This is a genomic window from Agrococcus sp. UYP33, assembly GCF_054060915.1.
The window spans coordinates 1091368-1109959 of record NZ_JBSSDR010000001.1 but is presented as its reverse complement, the minus strand read 5'-3'; the positions used below and the strand labels follow the sequence as shown (position 1 = coordinate 1109959).

The 18592-nt window shown below is 70.0% G+C and carries 19 protein-coding genes; 11 read left to right on the top strand and 8 right to left on the bottom strand.

All coding sequences use genetic code 11. The annotated features are described in order from the left end of the window. Window positions 1–41: 41 nt before the first annotated feature. From ACVWW9_RS05420 to trxA, 5 genes are all read left to right on the top strand, one after another. Window positions 42–2060: a DUF6049 family protein gene (locus ACVWW9_RS05420; RefSeq protein WP_456514693.1), complete on the top strand. Its 2019-nt coding sequence runs from the start codon at window positions 42–44 to the stop codon at window positions 2058–2060. Next, on the top strand, window positions 2057–3715 hold the full coding sequence (gene murJ, locus ACVWW9_RS05415; RefSeq protein WP_456514692.1) for a murein biosynthesis integral membrane protein MurJ: 1659 nt from the start codon (window positions 2057–2059) through the stop codon (window positions 3713–3715). The genes ACVWW9_RS05420 and murJ overlap by 4 nt, the downstream gene beginning before the upstream one ends. Window positions 3716–3811: 96 nt before the next feature. Then, the gene (locus tag ACVWW9_RS05410; protein ID WP_456514691.1) at window positions 3812–4201 is read left to right on the top strand and encodes a hypothetical protein; all 390 of its coding nucleotides are present in this window, start codon (window positions 3812–3814) and stop codon (window positions 4199–4201) included. A gap of 44 nt (window positions 4202–4245) precedes the next feature. Next, window positions 4246–5205, top strand: a complete 960-nt coding sequence (gene trxB, locus ACVWW9_RS05405; RefSeq protein WP_456514690.1) for a thioredoxin-disulfide reductase — start codon at window positions 4246–4248, stop codon at window positions 5203–5205. Beyond that, on the top strand, window positions 5202–5513 hold the full coding sequence (gene trxA, locus ACVWW9_RS05400) for a thioredoxin (protein WP_123696684.1): 312 nt from the start codon (window positions 5202–5204) through the stop codon (window positions 5511–5513). Before trxB ends, trxA begins: the two co-directional genes overlap by 4 nt. A 72-nt stretch (window positions 5514–5585) precedes the next feature. Here trxA and ACVWW9_RS05395 read toward each other — a convergent pair whose 3' ends face one another. The 8 genes from ACVWW9_RS05395 to rpmH all read right to left on the bottom strand — a co-directional run bounded on the left by ACVWW9_RS05395 (window position 5586) and on the right by rpmH (window position 11698). Then, on the bottom strand, window positions 5586–6638 hold the full coding sequence (locus tag ACVWW9_RS05395) for a ParB/RepB/Spo0J family partition protein (protein WP_456514689.1): 1053 nt from the start codon (window positions 6636–6638) through the stop codon (window positions 5586–5588). Then, window positions 6635–7468 carry a ParA family protein gene (locus tag ACVWW9_RS05390; protein ID WP_354261536.1) on the bottom strand — a complete coding sequence of 278 codons (834 nt, stop codon included), beginning with the start codon at window positions 7466–7468 and terminating at the stop codon, window positions 6635–6637. The genes ACVWW9_RS05395 and ACVWW9_RS05390 overlap by 4 nt, the downstream gene beginning before the upstream one ends. A 1345-nt stretch (window positions 7469–8813) precedes the next feature. Continuing rightward, on the bottom strand, window positions 8814–9464 hold the full coding sequence (gene rsmG, locus ACVWW9_RS05385) for a 16S rRNA (guanine(527)-N(7))-methyltransferase RsmG (protein ID WP_456514688.1): 651 nt from the start codon (window positions 9462–9464) through the stop codon (window positions 8814–8816). Window positions 9465–9468: 4 nt separating this feature from the next. After that, window positions 9469–9957, bottom strand: coding sequence for a Jag family protein (locus ACVWW9_RS05380; protein WP_354257452.1), 489 nt, complete (start codon window positions 9955–9957; stop codon window positions 9469–9471). Between the two features lie 2 nt (window positions 9958–9959). Further along, window positions 9960–10922, bottom strand: coding sequence for a membrane protein insertase YidC (gene yidC / locus ACVWW9_RS05375; protein WP_354257455.1), 963 nt, complete (start codon window positions 10920–10922; stop codon window positions 9960–9962). A 4-nt stretch (window positions 10923–10926) separates the two neighbouring features. Continuing rightward, a complete protein-coding gene (yidD, locus tag ACVWW9_RS05370; RefSeq protein ID WP_354257458.1) occupies window positions 10927–11229 on the bottom strand; it encodes a membrane protein insertion efficiency factor YidD in 303 nt (100 codons plus the stop codon). Beyond that, window positions 11226–11552, bottom strand: a complete 327-nt coding sequence (gene rnpA, locus ACVWW9_RS05365) for a ribonuclease P protein component (RefSeq protein ID WP_354257461.1) — start codon at window positions 11550–11552, stop codon at window positions 11226–11228. The genes yidD and rnpA overlap by 4 nt, the downstream gene beginning before the upstream one ends. A gap of 8 nt (window positions 11553–11560) precedes the next feature. Next, window positions 11561–11698 carry a 50S ribosomal protein L34 gene (gene rpmH, locus ACVWW9_RS05360; RefSeq protein ID WP_071299798.1) on the bottom strand — a complete coding sequence of 46 codons (138 nt, stop codon included), beginning with the start codon at window positions 11696–11698 and terminating at the stop codon, window positions 11561–11563. A gap of 330 nt (window positions 11699–12028) precedes the next feature. Here rpmH and dnaA point away from each other — a divergent pair, with 330 nt between their 5' ends. The 6 genes from dnaA to ACVWW9_RS05330 all read left to right on the top strand — a co-directional run bounded on the left by dnaA (window position 12029) and on the right by ACVWW9_RS05330 (window position 18533). Next, entirely contained in the window at window positions 12029–13435 is a 1407-nt protein-coding gene (gene dnaA / locus ACVWW9_RS05355; protein ID WP_123696677.1) for a chromosomal replication initiator protein DnaA, read from the top strand. Window positions 13436–14165: 730 nt separating this feature from the next. After that, on the top strand, window positions 14166–15308 hold the full coding sequence (dnaN, locus tag ACVWW9_RS05350) for a DNA polymerase III subunit beta (protein WP_123696676.1): 1143 nt from the start codon (window positions 14166–14168) through the stop codon (window positions 15306–15308). A 20-nt stretch (window positions 15309–15328) separates the two neighbouring features. Then, the gene (gnd, locus tag ACVWW9_RS05345) at window positions 15329–16213 is read left to right on the top strand and encodes a phosphogluconate dehydrogenase (NAD(+)-dependent, decarboxylating) (protein WP_354257467.1); all 885 of its coding nucleotides are present in this window, start codon (window positions 15329–15331) and stop codon (window positions 16211–16213) included. Continuing rightward, the gene (recF, locus tag ACVWW9_RS05340; RefSeq protein WP_456514687.1) at window positions 16214–17308 is read left to right on the top strand and encodes a DNA replication/repair protein RecF; all 1095 of its coding nucleotides are present in this window, start codon (window positions 16214–16216) and stop codon (window positions 17306–17308) included. Next, window positions 17301–17795, top strand: coding sequence for a DUF721 domain-containing protein (locus ACVWW9_RS05335; RefSeq protein WP_456514686.1), 495 nt, complete (start codon window positions 17301–17303; stop codon window positions 17793–17795). The genes recF and ACVWW9_RS05335 overlap by 8 nt, the downstream gene beginning before the upstream one ends. A gap of 39 nt (window positions 17796–17834) precedes the next feature. Continuing rightward, complete coding sequence (locus ACVWW9_RS05330) at window positions 17835–18533, top strand: FadR/GntR family transcriptional regulator (protein WP_456514685.1); 699 nt, start codon at window positions 17835–17837, stop codon at window positions 18531–18533. Window positions 18534–18592: the final 59 nt, after the last annotated feature.

Below are 18592 nucleotides of genomic sequence, written 5' to 3'. Positions count from 1 at the left end.
CACCACGGCCGCGCCGATGCTTCGGCGGTACCCTGTCAGCCATGCTGTCGGCAGGTCGCCTCGCGCGTCGGCGCGCGACCGCGTGCGCCGCCGCGGCTGTCGCGACGGCGCTCCTCGCCGGCCCGCTGCTCGCTCCGAGCGCGGCGAGCGCGACGACGGCGACCGACGAGGCGCCGACCCTGATGCTTGCCCCCGTCGACCCGCTGCTGAGCGAGGGCGAGTCGCTCGAGGTCGAGGTGCTGCTGCGCAACCCCACCCGCGAGAGCCTGCCGCCGACGCGCATCGAGGTGCTGCGCACGACCGCGCCGATCGGCACCCGCTACGGGCTCAGCCGCTGGTTCGAGGGCGACGGGATCCTCGCGAGCTCGGTGGTCGCCACCCTGGACCTGCCGGCGGTCGCGGCGCTCGGCCGCACCTCGACGACCATCACGGTCGACGCGGGTGCGCTCGGGCTCGACGGCGCGAGCTGGGGCGCCTACGGCCTCGCCGCATCCGCGCCTGACATGGAGGGCGCCACGAGCGTCGTGGTCCGCGACGAGCCGGGCGAGGCGAGCCCGACGCGCCTGGCGCTCGCCGCGCCGATCGACGCCGGCGTCGACGCCACCGGCCTGCTCACCGCGGAGGAGCTGGAATCGCTCACGGAGCCCGGCGGCGGCACCGACGAAGCGCTCGACGCGGCGCTCGACGCCGGTGCGACGATCGGCGTCGACCCGGCGATCGGCGCGAGCGCCGAGGCGCTCGGCACGGACGCGCCAGAGTCGGCCGCCGACTGGCTCGAGCTCGCAGAGACCCGCGACACCTATCCCCTGCTGTACGCCAACGCCGACCCGATCGCGCAGGCCCGCGCCGGCGCCTTCCCGGTCGAGCCGCTCGGCATCCCGGTCGAGGACGACGAGCCGCTGCCCGGCACGGCCGGCGAGGTCGGCTCACGCATGCCGGTGATCGACGCGACCGGCGCGATCGTGCAGGATGCGGAGCTCGGGACGCTCGCCGGGATGGGCACCGTCGTGCTCTCGACCGACAACCTCGCCGAGACGCTCGAGGGCAGGACGCCGAGCGCGCACGCGAGCGTCGGCGGCGTCGACGTGCTCGCCGCGGATGCCGAGGTGCAGCAGCGGCTGCAGGACGCGACCGACCCGAACGCCGACACCGCGGCGCAGGGGCGCGCCGAGCTCGTCGCGCTGCTCGCCACGATCACCCGCGAGCGACCGAGCGACCCGCGCACGCTCGCCGCGGTGCTGCCCGCCACCACCCAGGGATCGCCGGTCGCGGTGCTCGAGACGCTCGCGGACGCCGGCTTCGTCGAGACGGTGAGCATCGACGACGCGCTCGAGACGCCCACCCGTGAGGCGGTGCTCGCCACGATCGACGACCCCGAGCGCGACGCCGGCGCCGAGCTGGTGAGCGCCGCGCTCGCGCAGGAGGCCGAGGCGTCGCGCGTCGCCACGATCGTCGACGAGCCCGCGTCGCTGCTGTCGGGGCTCCGGCTCACGCTGCTGGCGGCGCTGCCGGATGCCGGCCGGGCCGTGACCGATGCCGACCGCACGGCCATCGACGGGCTGGGCGGCGAGCTGAGCCAGGTGCGCGAGGCGGTGCAGATCGTCGGCGGCAGCGACATCCGGGCCGTGGGCGAGAGCGTGCCGCTGCCGATCACGATCGCGAACGGACTCAGCGTGCCCGTGCAGGTCGTGCTGTCGCTGCGACCGCTCAACGCGCTCGTCTCCGTGCCGCAGCCGAGCACGAACATCAGCCTCGCCGCGAGCACGCAGCAGCGCGTGCAGGTGCCGATCGACGTCGTGGGCACCGGTACGGTGCTCATGGTCGCGCAGCTGCACACGCCCGACGGCGTGCCGCTCGGGCAGCCCCAGATCATGCGCGTGACCGCGCAGCCCACCATCGAGACCGCCGTCGCCGTCGCGCTGGGCATCGCCATCGTGCTGCTCATCGCCTTCGGCATCTGGCGGTCGGTGCGCAAGCGCCGCCGGGGCGAGGCCCACGGCGACGCCGATGACATCAGCGATCGCGAAGCCCGCGATCAGCCCGTGAAGGAGTCCCTGTGAGCACAGGCAAGGCAAGCGCCATCATCGCGGCGGGCACCATGGTGTCGCGGGTGCTGGGGTTCATCAAGATGGCGATGCTCGTCATCGCGATCGGCCAGTCCAGCTCCGCGGCGGGCGCGGCGTTCGGCCTCGCCAACCAGCTGCCCAACAACGTCTACGCGCTCGTCGCCGGCGGTGTCATGAGCGCGGTGCTCGTGCCACAGATCGTCAAGGCGTCGAAGGCGGCTGACGGCGGCGAGGCGTACGTCTCGAAGATCCTGACCCTCGGCGGCTCGGTGTTCATCGGGCTCGCCGTGATCGCCACGGTCGCGGCGCCGGTGCTCGTCGACCTCTACGCGATCGCCGGCGACGGCTTCAGCGCCGAGCAGATGACCGTCGCGATCGGCCTCGCCTACTGGTGCATGCCGCAGATCCTCTTCTACGCGATCTACACGCTGCTCGGCGAGATCTACAACGCCCGCAGCCAGTTCGGGCCGTACACCTGGGCGCCGGTCGCGAACAACGTCATCTCGATCGCCGGGCTGGGCTTCTTCATCTGGCTGTTCGGCGGCGAGGCCGTGAACCGCAGCATCGACGTCTGGGACTGGGACCGCGTGATGGTCCTCGGCCTCGTCACCACGGCCGGCGTGGCCGTGCAGGCGCTCGTGCTCGTGCTCTTCTTCCGCCGCACCGGGATGCGGTTCCGGCTCGACTTCGGCTGGCGCGGCGTGGGCCTGCGCGCGACCGGCAAGGCCTCGCTGTGGCTGTTCGGCATCGTCATCATCGGGCAGGTCAAGGGACTCGTGCAGTCGCGCGTCGCGACGCTCGGCGACGGCGCCAACATCCTGACGATGCAGAACGCCTGGTACCTGTTCTCGCTGCCGCACTCGATCATCGCCGTCTCGATCGCCATCGCCTACTTCACCCGCATGTCGCACCACGCGGCCTCGCACGACATGGGCGGCATCCGCGCCGACCTGTCGAGCGCGCTGCGAGCCGTCGGCATGCTCACCACCATCTCGGCGCTCGTGCTGGCCGTCGTGGCCGTGCCGTTCGCGCGCATCCTCGAGCCGCGGTTCGAGCTCATGATGGCGATGGCCTGGGTGATCTGGGCGTTCCTCGTGTGCCTCGTGGCGTTCAGTGCCGAGTACGTGGTGCAGCGCGTCTTCTTCGCGCTCGGCGACACCCGCACCGCGTTCGTCTACTCGTGCTTCGGCATGTTCGTCACGTTCGCGGGCCTGTGGTGGGCGTCGACGCTGCCGCCGGAGTGGATCATCGCCGGCACGGCCCTCGCCGTCTCGGTCGCGAACCTCATCTCCTTCGCCGTCTGGCTCGTGCTCGTGCGCGTGAAGATCGGCCCGTTCGGCTTCAAGCTCATCGCCATCCGGCACATCCAGTACCTCGCGTACGGTCTGCTCGCCGCGGCCGCGGGCTTCGGGGTCGTGCTGGCGCTCGGCGGCTACCGGCCGGGCGGCTTCGGCACGATCAACGTGCTGGGCGCCGTCACCACCTGCGTCGCCGCCGGGCTCGTGATGGGTCTCATCTACTTCGGGCTGCTCTTCATCACGCGCAACCCCGACTTCCGCGCGACGGTCGACGTGGTGCTCGACCGGTTCCGCCGCGGACGCTCGAGCGCCGAGCCCGCCGAGCGCGTGGAGCCCGCCGAGCCGGTCTGAGCGCCGCATCCCGCTGGGCAAGCCCACAAGGTCGGCGTCTAGGCTGGCGACCCGGCACCGTCGCAGGCAGCCGGGAGTCAACGCCAGGGGGATCGCATGGCCAGCTCGCTCATCCGCGTCGCCGGACCGCTGCTCGTCGGCGTCGCCGCAGGCATCGGGGCCATCGTGGGCGCGTCGCTCACCCGTGAGCGCAAGCAGCAGCTCGAGCTGGAGTCCGCACCTCGGCCGCTCGCGGTCGAGGGCTGGTGGTCGTCGGATGCGTCGTCGTCGCTCGCGCACGCCCACCCGGCCGTGCTCATCGTCGACGCCGACACCGCGCGCCTCGTCGACTCGTGGGATCGCCGCTCGCGCGCCCGCGTGCACCACCCCGTCGTCCGCCGCACCCCCGAGTGGCCCACGGCCGGCCTGATCGTCGTCGACGCCGCCACCGGCGACCTGCTCGCGGTCGTCAGCGAGCCCGGCCGCGCGGGAATGCCCGCCACCTAGAATCTGTTGACCCCAAGGATCCCGCCTCGACTCAGGAGACAAGAGTGCACGACCTCATCATCATCGGCTCCGGCCCCGCCGGCTTCACCGCCGCCATCTACGCGGCACGCGCCAATCTGAAGCCGATCGTGCTGGCCTCGAGCGTCGAGATGGGCGGCGACCTCATGACCACGACGGATGTCGAGAACTTCCCCGGCTTCCCCGAGGGCATCCAGGGTCCCGACCTCATGTTCGCCATGCAGCAGCAGGCCGAGCGCTTCGGCGCCGATGTGCGGATGCAGGACGTCACCGACCTCGAGCTCGACGGCGAGGTGAAGCGCGTGCACGTCGGCGACGAGGTGCTCGAGGCCCGTGCCGTCGTCTTCGCGACCGGCTCGGCCTACCGCAAGCTCGGCATCGACGGCGAGGAGCGCCTCTCCGGCCACGGCGTCTCGTGGTGCGCCACGTGCGACGGCTTCTTCTTCAAGCAGAAGCAGCTCATCGTGGTCGGCGGCGGCGACTCGGCGATGGAGGAGGCCAACTTCCTCACGAAGTTCGCCGACAAGGTCACGATCGTGCACCGCTCCGAGACGTTCCGCGCGAGCGAGGTCATGCTCGACCGCTCGCGCGCCAACGAGAAGATCGACTTCATCACGAACGCGTTCGTCGAGTCGATCGAGGGCGAGGCCCAGGTCTCGGCCGTCACGCTGCGCGACCGCATCACCGGTGAGACGCGCCGGCTGCCGATCGACGGCGTGTTCGTCGCGATCGGCTCCGACCCCCGCACGCATCTCGTGCACGGCAAGCTCGAGCTCACCGCCGAGGGCACGATCGCCGTCGGTGGCCGCAGCTCGCGCACGTCGGTCGAGGGCGTCTTCGCCGCGGGCGACGTCATCGACCCGACCTACCGCCAGGCCGTCACGGCCGCCGCGTCCGGCACCGTCGCCGCGCTCGACGCGGAGCACTACTTGGCCGCGCACGCCGTGCCGGTCCTCGTCACGAGCCCTGAGGAGGCAGCACTGTGAAGGAAGTCACCACCGCGTCGTTCGAGCAGGACGTGCTCAACGCCGACAAGCCCGTCCTCGTCGACTTCTGGGCCGCCTGGTGCGGCCCGTGCCGCGCGGTCAGCCCCATCCTGGAGCAGATCGACGGCGAGACCGAGAAGCTCGACGTCGTCAAGGTGAACGTCGACCAGGAGCCCGACCTGGCCATGCGCTACAACATCACGTCGATCCCCGCCATGAAGCTCTTCCAGGGCGGCGCGGTCGTGAAGGAGCTCATCGGCGCTCGTCCGAAGCCCGCGATCGAGCAGGAGCTCGCAGCGTTCCTGTGATCCACGCATGACGAAGGCCCCGAGGATGCGTCCTCGGGGCCTTCGTCATGTGCGCTGCGGTACGGCGGACGCTCAGTCGTCGGTGGGCTCCAGGCCTGCACCCACGCCCTGCTCCCCCAGCTCGGAGAGGATGCGGTTGAGGTCGCCCACGGTCGCGAAGTCGATCGTGAGCTGGCCCTTCGAGCGCCCGAGCGCGATGCGCACGCGCGTGTCGAGGCGGTCCTCGAGCCGCGTGGCGATCTCGTCGAGGCCGTGCTGCACGGCGCCCTTCGTCGGCGTCCGGCGCGGGCTCCGCGCCTGGAACAGGCCCGCGGCTGCCTCGGCGGCACGAACTGAGAGATCTTCATTGATGATCTTCGCGGCGAGCTGCTCCATCGCCTCGACGGTCGGCAGCGAGAGGATCGCCCGGGCGTGCCCCGCCGACAGCACGCCGCCGGCGACCTTCGCCTGGATGGACTCGGGGAGCTTCAGCAGGCGGATCGTGTTCGAGATCTGCGGCCGGCTGCGGCCGATCCGCTTCGACAGCTCGTCCTGCGTGATCGAGAAGTCGTCCATCAGCTGCTGGTAGGCCGATGCCTCCTCGAGCGGGTTGAGGGACGCGCGGTGCAGGTTCTCGAGCAGCGCGTCGCGCAGCATGGCGTCATCAGGCGTGTCCTTGATGACGGCGGGGATGGTCTCGAGGCCGGCTCTCTGACTCGCGCGCCAGCGCCGCTCCCCCATGATGAGCTCGTAGTGCGTGCCGTCGTCGCCGACCGACACGGGGCGCACGACGATGGGCTGGAGCACGCCGAACTCGCGGATGGAGTGCTCGAGCTCGGCGAGGTCGTCCTCGTCGAAGACGGTGCGCGGCTGGTTCGCGTTCGGGCGGATGTCGCCGGGCGCGACAGCACCGAAGGTCGCCCCGGGGATGGCGAGCAGCCCCTGCGCCTCGTCCTCCTCGCCGGAGAAGAACACGTCGACCGGCCGCCCACCGGGCTTCGGCGCCCGTCGTGCGCGTCGGTGCGTCGGGGTCGCCTCCGCCGTCGTCGGCGCAGCCTCGTCGCGCTCGTCGATCTCGGCTGCCGGTGCCGGCCCCGTCGGGATGAGGGCGCCGATGCCGCGTCCCAGTCCTGCCCTCTTGCTCATGCCGTTCCTCTGCGTGCGATCTCTGCGGCTGCCTCACGGTATGAGAGCGCGCCCGGGGAGTTGGGGTCGTAGGCGATCACCGTCTGGCCGTAGCCGGGGGCTTCGGAGACCCGGACCGATCGCGGGATGATCGCGTCGAGCGTCTGCTCCGGGAAGTGCTTGCGCACCTCGTCGACGACCTGCCGCGACAGCAGCGTGCGCCCGTCGAACATCGTGAGCAGCACGGTCGAGAGGTCGAGGGTGGGGTTCAGGTGCGCCTTGATGCGCTCGATCGTGTCCATGAGCTGCGACACCCCCTCGAGCGCGTAGTACTCGCACTGGATCGGCAGCAGCACCTCGGTCGCGGCGGTGAACGCGTTGATCGTCAGCAGCCCGAGAGAGGGCGGGCAGTCGATGAAGATGTAGTGGGGCGGCTCCGATGCCTCGCTGAGGTAGGCGTCGAGCGCCTTCCGGAGGCGGTGCTCGCGCTGCTCCATCGCGGCGAGCTCGAGATCCGCGCCGGCGAGGTGGATGGTGGACGGCACGACCTGCAGCCGGTCGCTCTGCGGGCTCACGGCGATCGCGGACTGCAGCGGCTCTCCCTCGATCAGCACGTCGTAGGTGCTGACGACGTCGGCGTGGTGATCGATGCCGAGCGCGGTGGACGCGTTGCCCTGCGGATCGAGGTCGAGCACGAGCACCCTCGCGCCGCCCTGTGCGAGCGCCGCCGCGAGGTTCACGGCGGTCGTGGTCTTGCCCACGCCGCCCTTCTGGTTGACGACGGTGAAGATGCGCGTGCGCTTCGGCAGCGGGAGTTCGACGGACGAGAGCGCCTGTCGGCGGCGCGCCATCGCGGCGAGCTCACGTGCGATGGGGGTGGTGTCGAACTTGCCCGTGGTCACGCATGCCCTCCTGATCGATGTTTCACGTGGAACATCGAGCGCGGGCAGCGAGGTTCCGGGATGTGGTCCAAGGGGTCCAGTCTGGCCCCTCCGGCGTCGATCGCAAAGTCGAGAGCAACGCTCGCGCTGCGCACGTTGTACACAGGCCTGTGGAGAACGCTGTTTGCAATCCCTCGGCCTTCCCTCGAGCATGAAGGTTGACCCCGTACCCCGAAACCCCGCGTCTTTCCGCGGATTATGGCCGCCTGGAGATGCGCACGCGACGCGCTTCGGCGTCGCGGGCGGAGCCTACTTATGCACATCTTTCCACAGGCATGGCAGACTCCTCAGCGCCGCGAGGCGCGCGCTGACCGCGATCGCGCTCAGGTGGCGCCCATTGAATTGACCAATCATCATCCTGAAGTGCGGCCCATCATCGGCTGCATTGAAGCCCGTTCGGCGGATCGCGGCAGCACCACTCCAGAGAGCTCGCATGCTCCGCGAGGTTCCACGTGAAACATCTGGACCGCTACCGCGGCGTACTGACCTCGCGTGGCGAACGGGGACCGGCGGCCTCTCTACTGAGGGCCTGGTGCGCGAGCCAGCGCGGCGATCGCATCTGCTCGCTGTTCCATGGAGGCGGGCACGCGATCGGATTGTCAGCGCGCGGTTGCCGCGCGCGGCTTCTCGCAGCGGAAGGTTTCACGTGAAACACGTGACGCTGCCGAATCGGCGGCGCGACGGGTGTCTGCGCCGGTCGCCGCCCTGGCCCGTGAGGCGCGGCGTCGAAGACGCACATGCGGGGCATTCCCCGACGGATGTTTCACGTGGAACACGTGTCGAGTCGCGCCATGCTGACGGGCCGGGGCGCTCGCATCCGCCGCACGTCGGTCGCACGCGGCTGTGTCCCAATCCACTGGAATGCGCGAGGCACGGCTGCGCTCGCTGGATGCAAGCGCTTGCGATACCGCTGCGCGATGTTTCACGTGGAACACCTGGGCTGCCCTAGCCCACTGCTCCGTGACGGGGATCTGCGTGCAACGGGTGTTCGCTGCTGGCTCGCAGGAATCCAGTGCCGTCGAGCGTCCCATGAGCTTTCGAACGCTCCTCGCACCGGGCACTGCCGGCTCTGCGCGACGCCGCCGAGGCGCACGGCAGGCGTCATGTTCCACGTGAAGCATCTGGGTGACGGCTCCGTGAACGATCCGCTCTTCCGAGTCGGGCAACATCGGTCCGAGCGCGCCCGCCGAGAGGGCCGCGAGAAAGGAACACCCCCGCCGGTGCTCGGCGGGGGTGGGGCGATGCGGGACATCGATCAGGGATCGACGAGGGCCCGGATCACGCGTGTCGGCTCCAGCCCAGCGTCGGCGCCGAGCTCGAGCACCTCGACATCCTGCAGCCGATGCTTGCGAATCATCTTCTGCGCTGCGTCGATCTCCTCCGCAGCGCGGCCGCCCTTCATGAGCAGCAGGGTGCCACCGCTGCGCACGAGCGGCGCCGTCAGCGGGATGAGCGTGCGCAGGGCTGAGACTGCTCGCGCAGTGACCTGATCGAGGGGGAGGAGCGCACCGGATGCCGGCACGTCCTCCGCTCGCGCGCGCAGCACCGCGACGTTGTCCAGCCCCATGCGGTCGACCTCCGACTGCAACCAGTCCGTGCGACGCTCCATGGGCTCGATGAGCGTCAGGTGCACGTCCGGTCGGGCGATCGCCAGCACGAGGCCAGGCAGACCCGCCCCGGAGCCCACGTCGCCCACCCGTCCCTGCAGCAGCGGTGCGAGCAATGCAGAGTTGAGGATGTGTCGACTCCACAGCTGCGGGAGCTCACGCGGCCCGATGAGACCGAGGAGCTCACCCTTCTCCGCGAGCGACGCGGTGAACGATCGGGCCAGCTCGATCCGGTCGCCGAACAGCTGCGCAGCGGCGGCGGGCTCGTCCTCGAGCACCGGGGGAGCGGTGTCCGCCACGGGCTCAGGCGGGCAGGACGACGATGTGGCGCGCGGCGCCCTCACCCTCGGAGTCGCTCGTCAGCCCGAGCTCCCGCACGAGGTCGTGCACCAGCTTGCGCTCGTAGGAGGACATCGGCTCGAGGGCCACTCGCGCCTGCCCTGCCTCGAGGCTCGCGGCCGCCGCGTCGACCATCGCCTGCAGCTCCTCGGCGCGGGCGTCGCGGGATCCCGCGACGTCGAGCACGAGCCGCGAGAACTCGCCGGTCTGCTGCTGCACCGCGAGGCGGGTGAGCTCCTGCAGCGCGGCCACGACGTCGGGCTTCGCGAGCCCGCCGAGGTCGTCGCCGGCCTCGCCCACGACGATCGTCGTGCGCATCTCGGTCTGCTCGATCTCGATGTCGCCGTCGAGGTCCGCGATGTCGAGCAGACCCTCCACGTAGTCCGCGGCGATCTCGCCCTCGTCCAGCTGGTCCTGCGCCTCGACCTCGACGGTCGACTCCTGCTCCGTCATGCTCAGCCCTCTCGCTGCGACTTCGGCTTCTTGCCGCGCGGCTGTGCGCGCTGCGTCCTGAGGTCGATCTGCGCCTGCGTCTCGGTCGGCTCGGCATCGTCGACGGCCGGCAGACCCATCCGCTGCCGCTTGCGCGCCATGCGCGCCTCGCGCGCGAGCGCGGCCTCGGAGCCGGGCGTGGGCAGCTTGTTGATGATGATGAGCTGCTGCACGAGCGTGTAGATGTTCGAGACGAGCCAGTAGAACATCGTGCCGAGCGGGAACAGCCAGGCAGAGATCAGCAGGAAGACCGGGATGATGTACAGCAGGATCCGCTGCTGCCGGTACATCGGCGATTCCTTCATCGCCGGCGTCTGGTTCTTCGTCATGATCTGCAGCTGCGTGTAGAACTGCGTCGCGCACATGATGAGGGTGAGGACGACCGCGGTGATGATCACCGGGACGTTGCCCTCGGTGAAGCCCGCCTGCATGGTCTTGTGCAGCGGCACGATGCCGAAGAGCGTCGACTGGCTGAAGAGCGTGGCGAGATCCTGGGTCAGGAGGCCGACGCCCGGACGCTGGTTGTTCGCGTCGGTCAGCACCTGCACCAGGCCGAGGAAGATCGGCATCTGGATCAGCAGCGGGAGGCACGAGGCGAAGGGGTTCGTGCCCGCCTTGCGGTAGGCCTCCATGGTCTCGCGCTGCATCGCCTCGCGCGAGAACTGGTCCTTCTTGCCCTTGTACTTCTTCTGGATGCGCTGGATCTCCGGCTGGATCTCGAGCGACTTGCGCGACGAGACGATCTGGCGCACCGTCAGCGGGATCATCGCGCTGCGGATGACGAGCACGAGGCCGACGATCGAGAGCACCCACGTCAGTCCCGAGCCCGGGTCGCCGCCGAGGGTGGTGACGATCCAGTGGAATCCGACCAGGATGGCCTCGATGACCCACTTGATGGGCCACATCAGCAGGGCGAAGATGTCCAAGCTGTCACTGCTCCTTGCGAGCGAGGACGAACCCCGCTCGAGTCGTTGCGAGCCGCGCGTGCGGCTCTGGGATGTCGTCCACTCCGCCGGCCGCCCAGGGATGGCAGCGGATGATGCGCCGAGCGCCCAACCAGATGCCGCGCACCACCCCGTGCTGCTGGATGGCCTGGAGGGTGTAGCTCGAGCAGCTGGGGTAGTAGCGGCACACGTCGCCGTAGAGCGGTGAGATCACCGCGCGGTAGGCGACGAGGATCGCGACGCAGACGTTGCGAGGGATCAGCCACAGCCTCAGCAGGCTCCGACTCATGACCGACGCACCAGCAGCGGCGCGATGCCGGCCCTCAGTGTATCGAAGTCAGCCTCGCCCGCCGGGGGGAGTGCGCGGATCACGATGTCGGCGGTCTCGATCCCGTCGAGCTCTGCTCGGACGATCTCGCTGAGCCGCCGCTTCACGCGGTTGCGGACCACGGCGTTGCCGACCTGCTTGGACACGATGAACCCGAAGCGGCTGACTGCCGCTTCGGGCTTCGCGCGGTGCACCACCGCGAGGGGGCCGCCCGCGCGGCGACCGGTGCGCACGATGCGACGGAAGTCGTCGCCGCGCATGATCCGGTTCGCCTTCGCGAGCACCTCGTGGGCTACGCGGAGAGCTCGGTGCGGCCCTTGGCGCGGCGCGCAGCGAGGATGGCGCGGCCGGCACGCGTGCGCATGCGGAGGCGGAAGCCGTGCTTCTTGGCGCGGCGGCGGTTGTTCGGCTGGAACGTACGCTTGCTCATGGTGGATCTCCCGTGGTCCGGCGCGATCGCCGGAAGTCGTCTGGTCGAGCCGCCAGGCTCGACGATGCGCCGCACGACGGGCGCGGCAACCTGACAACCATACGCGAGTCCTGGCCCTCGGTCAACGGCGCCCACCCCCGCTGCACGCCACGCCGAGGTCATGACGCGAGGACTTGCACCCTGTGCGCTATGCGTGCAGACTCTGGGGATCCGCGCCGCGGCAGGTGCCCGGGGAGCAGTGCACGGCGTGGAGAGCACACCCCATCACCTGTGGATAATGGTGTGGAAAGCACCGACCCTCCACAGCACCAGAAGAGGAACCGCATCCTGATGGCCCCGGACACCCGAACCGGACAGCTCTGGTCCTCCGTGCTGACGACCCTCGAGGGCGATGCCCGGATTCCCCCGTCGTTGCGCGGATTCCTGGACCTCGTGGAGCCGCAGGGCGTCATGGGTTCCGTGCTGTACCTCGAGGTGCCGAACGACCTCACGCGCGACATGCTCGAGCAGCGGCTGCGCGTGCCGATCACCGATTCGCTTGTGGACAACGCTGTGGACATCGCGTCGTTCAAGATCGTCGTCAACCTCGAGCTCGAGCGCGAGGAGCCGCTGCCGGACGTCATCGACGACCCCACCGCCGAGCCCGTCGTCTCGCCCATCCCCTCGTTCGAGCGCGAGCCGTCCGAGCAGTCGTCCCGGCGCGTCGACTCCCGCCTCAACCCGAAGTACGTCTTCGACAACTTCGTGATCGGCGGCTCGAACCGGTTCGCGCACGCCGCAGCGCTCGCGGTGGCCGAGACGCCGGCCAAGGCGTACAACCCGCTCTTCATCTACGGCGACTCGGGTCTCGGCAAGACGCACCTCCTCCACGCCATCGGCCACTACGCCGAGGGCATGTACCCGGGCATCCGTGTGCGGTACGTGTCGAGCGAGGAGTTCACGAACGACTTCATCAACTCGATCGCCAACAACCTGAACCAGTCGTTCCAGCAGCGCTACCGCGAGGTCGACGTGCTGCTCATCGACGACATCCAGTTCCTGCGCGGCAAGGAGTCGACGCAGGAGGCGTTCTTCCACACCTTCAACACGCTGCACGACCACAACAAGCAGGTGGTCATCACCTCCGACGTGGCGCCGAAGCTGCTCCAGGGCTTCGAGGCCCGCATGGTGAGCCGCTTCGAGTGGGGACTCATCACCGACGTCACCGCTCCCGACCTCGAGACCCGCATCGCGATCCTCCGCAAGAAGGCCGAGGCGGAGCGCATCCAGATCCCGCCAGAGGTGCTGTCGGTCATCGCCGACAAGGTGCAGTCGAACATCCGCGAGCTCGAGGGCACGCTCATCCGCGTCACCGCGTTCGCGAGCCTCAACCGCCTCCCGGTCACCATGGACCTCGCGCAGACGGTGCTCAAGGACCTCTTCTCCTTCGACGAGGAGGCCGTGGTGTCGCCGAGCGACATCATCAGCCACACGGCGGCCTACTTCCGGCTCACCGTCGAGGACCTGCACGGCTCGTCCCGGTCGCAGACGATCGCGCTCGCGCGGCAGATCGCCATGTACCTGTGCCGCGAGATGACGAGCATGTCGCTGCCGAAGATCGGGCAGCTGTTCGGCAATCGCGATCACACCACCGTCATGTACGCGAACAAGAAGATCGAGAAGCTCATCCAGGAGCGCCGGTCGGTGTACACGCAGGTGACGGAGCTGACGTCGAGGATCCGGCAGCAGCAGCGTTGATGCCGGAGCGCTCAATGCTCCACATGCTGGTCGAGTAGCAGCCGGCTTGCCGGCCGCGTATCGAGACCTACCGGGCCGGCCTCACACGCTGATCGAGTAGCACGGCCGGAGGCCGCGCGTATCGAGACCGGTCGGCCGCCTCCACACGCTGATCGAGTAGCAGCCGGCTTGCCGGCCGCGTATCGAGATCTCTTCCCGTCGACCGCGGAGAACGCTGTCCGCTGTGGCTGCTCGCGGGCGGTTCAGCGGCGAGGTCTCGGTACGCGGCCGGCTTCGCCGGCTGCTACTCGACCTTGCGTGCTCAGCGCAGAAGTCGTTCCTCCTTGTGCGCTCCGCACGCAACCTTCAACGTGGACTTCATGTGGTTCGGGTGTGGACGGCCACGGCGAGCCTGTGGAGAAGGAGGCCCCGAGCTGTGGACGACGGCCCGGGGCGCCGCCTTCGAGTCCACCGATCTGTGGATGCCCGTCAACAGCGGCTCAACATCTTCCAACGTTGTAGTTCCCAATCGAAGACAGGAGAGGAGGTGAGCGATCCACAGAACCCACAGGGGTTATGAATGACAGAGTTTTTGAGATGAGATCCGGCGAGTCACCAACCATGAGCGTCGGACCGGTGCGGGACCGCGGTCTGCGGATGACGAGCCTGTGCCAGAATCGACACCGCCGTGCACGCCCTGCCGTGCGGCCTCTGCCCAGCAGGGCCACGAGCAACCGAAGGAGGATGCCGAGTGAAGTTCGTCATCAATCGTGATGTCTTCAGCGACGCCGTGTCGTTCGCCGTGAAGCTGCTGCCGCAGCGGCCCACGATGCCGATCCTCAGCGGTGTCCGCATCGAGGCCACGCCCGACGGCGTCGTCTTCTCATCCTTCGACTTCGAGTCGTCGGCCCGCACCTCCGTGCAGGCCGATGTCGACACCGAGGGCGTCGTGCTCGTCTCCGGCAAGATGATGAGCGACATCGCGGCGAAGCTGCCGCAGCGGGAGGTCCGCATCGAGGACGACGGCCAGAAGGTCTCGATCCGCTGCGGCAACGCCAACTTCTCGCTCGCGAAGATGCCGCTCGAGGAGTACCCGACCGTGCCGACCGTCGAGGGACGCACCGGCGTCGTCGAGGGCAAGGCGTTCGCCGAGGCCATCGCGCAGGTCGCGATCTCGGCATCGCGCGAGGACGTCACGCCGGTCATCACGGGCGTCCAGCTCGAGGCCGCCGACAACGTGCTCACGCTCATCGCCACCGACCGCTACCGCGTCTCGGTGCGCAGCATCCCGTGGGACGCCGGCGACCAGACCGATGCGCTCACCTCGCTCGTGCCGGCTCGCACCCTCACCGAGGTCGGCCGCACGTTCGGCGGCGCCGACCGCATCGAGATCACGATGAGCGAGGCAGGCGAGCGCCAGCAGATCGCGTTCTCGACCGCCGACCGCACCGTGACGAGCCTGCTCATCAAGGGCAACTACCCGCCGGTGCGCCGCCTGTTCCCGGAGCAGGTCGAGCACCACGCCGTCGTGAACACGGCGGAGCTCGTCGACGCCACCCGGCGCGTGCAGCTCGTGCTCGACGCCGAGGCCGCCATCCGCTACACCTTCAGCGACGGCCAGGCCCAGCTCGAGGCGATCGGCTCCGAGCAGGCGCAGGCGTCCGAGATCATCGACGCCGTGCTCGAGGGCGGCGAGATCGTGCTCTCGATCAAGCCGCAGCTGCTCATCGACGGCATCCAGGCGACCCACTCGGAGTTCGTGCGCGTCGCGTTCACGCACTCCGAGAACACGAACAAGCCGGGCCCGATGCTCATCCGCGGCCAGACCTCGCGCGACGACGCCGAGGCCACCGACTTCAAGTACCTGCTGCAGCCCAACCTGCTGCTGCGCTAGCGAACCGGCGAGGGAGCACCATGACGCACATCGGCCTGATCGGGCTCGGCAAGATGGGCGGCAACATGCGCACCCGCCTGCGCGCCGCCGGCATCGAGGTGACCGGCTTCGACCGCAACCCCGAGGTGACCGACGTCGAGAGCGTCGACGCGCTCATCGCCGCGCTGCCCACGCCGCGCGTCGTGTGGGTGATGGTGCCCGCCGGTGAGATCACGGATGCCGTCGTCACCGAGCTGGGCGAGAAGCTCGAGGCCGGCGACCTCGTGATCGACGGCGGCAACTCGCGCTTCACCGAGGACGAGCGGCACGCCGCCCAGCTCGCCGAGCGGGGCATCCGCTTCGTCGACGTCGGCGTCTCCGGCGGCGTCTGGGGCCTCGAGAACGGCTACGGCCTCATGGTCGGCGGCGAGAAGGCCGATGTCGACTCGCTGCTGCCGGTCTTCGACGCGCTGCGCCCCGAGGGTCCGCGCGAGGAGGGCTACGTGCACGCCGGCCCGACGGGCGCAGGCCACTACGTGAAGATGGTGCACAACGGCATCGAGTACGGCCTCATGCAGGCCTACGCCGAGGGCTTCGAGCTGCTCGAGCGCAAGGAGCTCGTGCACGACGTCGCCGGCAGCTTCAAGGCCTGGCAGCGCGGCACCGTCGTGCGCTCCTGGCTGCTCGACCTCATGGTGCGCGCGCTCGACGAGGACGACGACCTGTCCGAGATCGAGGGCTACGTCGACGATTCCGGAGAGGGCCGCTGGACCGTGGAGGAGGCGATCGCCAACGCGGTGCCGATGCCCGCGATCTCGGCGTCGCTCTTCGCCCGCTTCGAGTCGCGCCAGGACGACAGTCCGGCGATGAAGGCCGTGGCCGCGCTGCGCAACCAGTTCGGCGGCCACGCGGTCAAGAAGGCCTAGGTGCGTGTCAGCCGACTCGCGCTGACCGACTTCCGCAACTATCGGGCGGCGGACGTCGTGTTCGAGTCCGGCGCGAACCTGCTGGTCGGGCGCAACGGCCAGGGCAAGACCAACATGGTCGAGTCGCTCGTGTGGATCGCGACCGGCTCGAGCCACCGGGTGCCGACCGACGTCGCGCTCATCCGCGCGGGGGAGCAGCGCGCGATCGTGCGCTGCTCGGTGACGAACGACGAGCGCGCCTTCCAGCTCGACGTCGAGCTCAACGCGCGCGGCGCGAACCGCGCGCAGGCGAACGGGCAGAACGTGCGCATCCGCGACCTGCCCCGCTACCTGCAGGCGGTGCTCTTCAGCCCCGAGGACCTGCAGCTCGTGCGCGCCGACCCCTCCGGCCGGCGCCGCTTCCTCGACGAGCTCGCCGTGATGCGGGCGCCGCGGCTCGCGGGCGTGCACAGCGACCTCGACCGCGTGCTGAAGCAGCGCAACTCGCTGCTGAAGAGCGCCCGCGCCGCGCGGCTGCGCCCCGACGACCTCACCACGCTCGAGGTGTGGGACGGCAGGCTCATCGAGCTGGGGCTCGAGGTGATGCGTACCCGCCGCGCGCTCGTCGCCGAGCTCGCGCCGCACGTCGACGCGGCGTACCGGCTGGTCGCCGGCGATGAGCACGAGGCGAGGATCGCCCTCGTCACGAACGTGCCGGACGACGCGGACGCCTTCCGCGCGCTGCTCGCCGAGCGCCGGCGCGACGAGCTCGACCGCGGCGTCAGCCTCGTCGGGCCGCACCGCGACGACCTCGAGCTGCACCTCAACGACCTGCTCGCGCGGCACTACGCGAGCCACGGGGAGTCCTGGTCGTTCGCGCTCGCCCTCAAGCTCGCCTCCGCCGAGCTGCTGCGCGACGGGTCGGGCGGCGACCCCGTGATGATCCTCGACGACGTCTTCGCCGAGCTCGACGCCGGTCGCCGGCAGCGGCTGGCCGAGGCGGCGGGAGGCTTCGAGCAGGTGCTCATCACCGCGGCCGTCGAGGACGACGTGCCGGATGCGCTGCGCGACCACCGCATCCGGATCGTCAGCGGCGAGGTGGTCGACGATGCGTGAGCTCGCGGCGACGGAGCCGGAGCGGGTCTGGCTGCGGCTGAAGGCCAAGCTCGGCGACCCCGAGATGGTCACGCGCGACGGCCGCCGGCGCTCCCGCCGCGAGCCGGGCGCGTCCGTGCCGTTCGGCAAGGGTCGCGACCCGCGCGCGCTCGGCGACGTGCTCGTCGGCTTCGCCGACGATCGCGGCTGGACCGCGACGCTCGCGCGCGCCGACGTGATGGCCCACTGGGGCGAGCTCGTGGGGGAGGAGAACGCGGATCGCACCGAGCCGGTGTCGTTCGACGAGGGCGTGCTCACCGTGCGCTGCGCCTCGACCGCCTGGACGCAGCAGATGCGGATCCTGCGCGCCGAGACGACGACCCGCATCCTCGCCCGCTTCCCGGACTGCGGCCTGCAGCGCGTCGAGTTCGTGGGACCGAGCGTGCCGAGCTTCTCGAGGGGCCGCCGGTCCGTGCCCGGGCGGGGGCCGCGAGACACCTGGGGCTAGCCGGATAAGGTGTCAGACATCCAAGCTCGAGGAGGAGCGATGCCCAGGCCTTCGCGCACCCATGACGCCGTCGACCAGCTGCTCGACGCGATCATCGACGGGACGCTGACCGCGGGCGAGCAGCTGCCGCCCGAGGGCCAGCTCGCCACCGAGTTCGGCGTCTCGCGCCTCACGCTGCGCGAGGCGGTGCGCCTGCTGCAGGCCCAGGGCGTCATCGTGCAGGTGCCCGGCAGCCGGCATCGCATCGCCCCGGTCTCGGAGTGGACCGGCATGGACGCGGTGGTGCGGCACGCGCGCAGCGCCGGGCAGCGCCGGCGGTCGTCGCTCGAGCTGCTCGAGGTGCGCGTGATGATCGAGACCGGCGCCGCTCAGCTCGCGGCCGAGCGCCGCACGGCCGAGCACCTCGAGGCGCTCGAGTCGTCGCTGCAGCGGATGGTCGCGCACCACGAGGCGGATGAGGTCGATGCGTTCGTCGCCGCCGACCTCGAGTTCCACGAGACGATCCTGCACGCGGCCGAGAACCGGATACTGATCGCCGCGATGCTGCCGCTCACGTCGATGCTGGCGGAGACCCGCGGCGAGACGAGCGCGGTGGGCGAGATCCGCCAGCACGCCATCGCGCAGCACGGCAAGCTGCTCGAGGCCATCCGCGCCGGCGTGCCGGTCGCGGCGAGGGACGCGATGTGGACGCACATGATGCAGACGCGCGACGACCTCATCGCCCTGGTCCTCGACTGAGGCGGCGCCTTGACATCCACGGCCGGCACCCCAAAGATGTCTGATATCTGATCTGACCA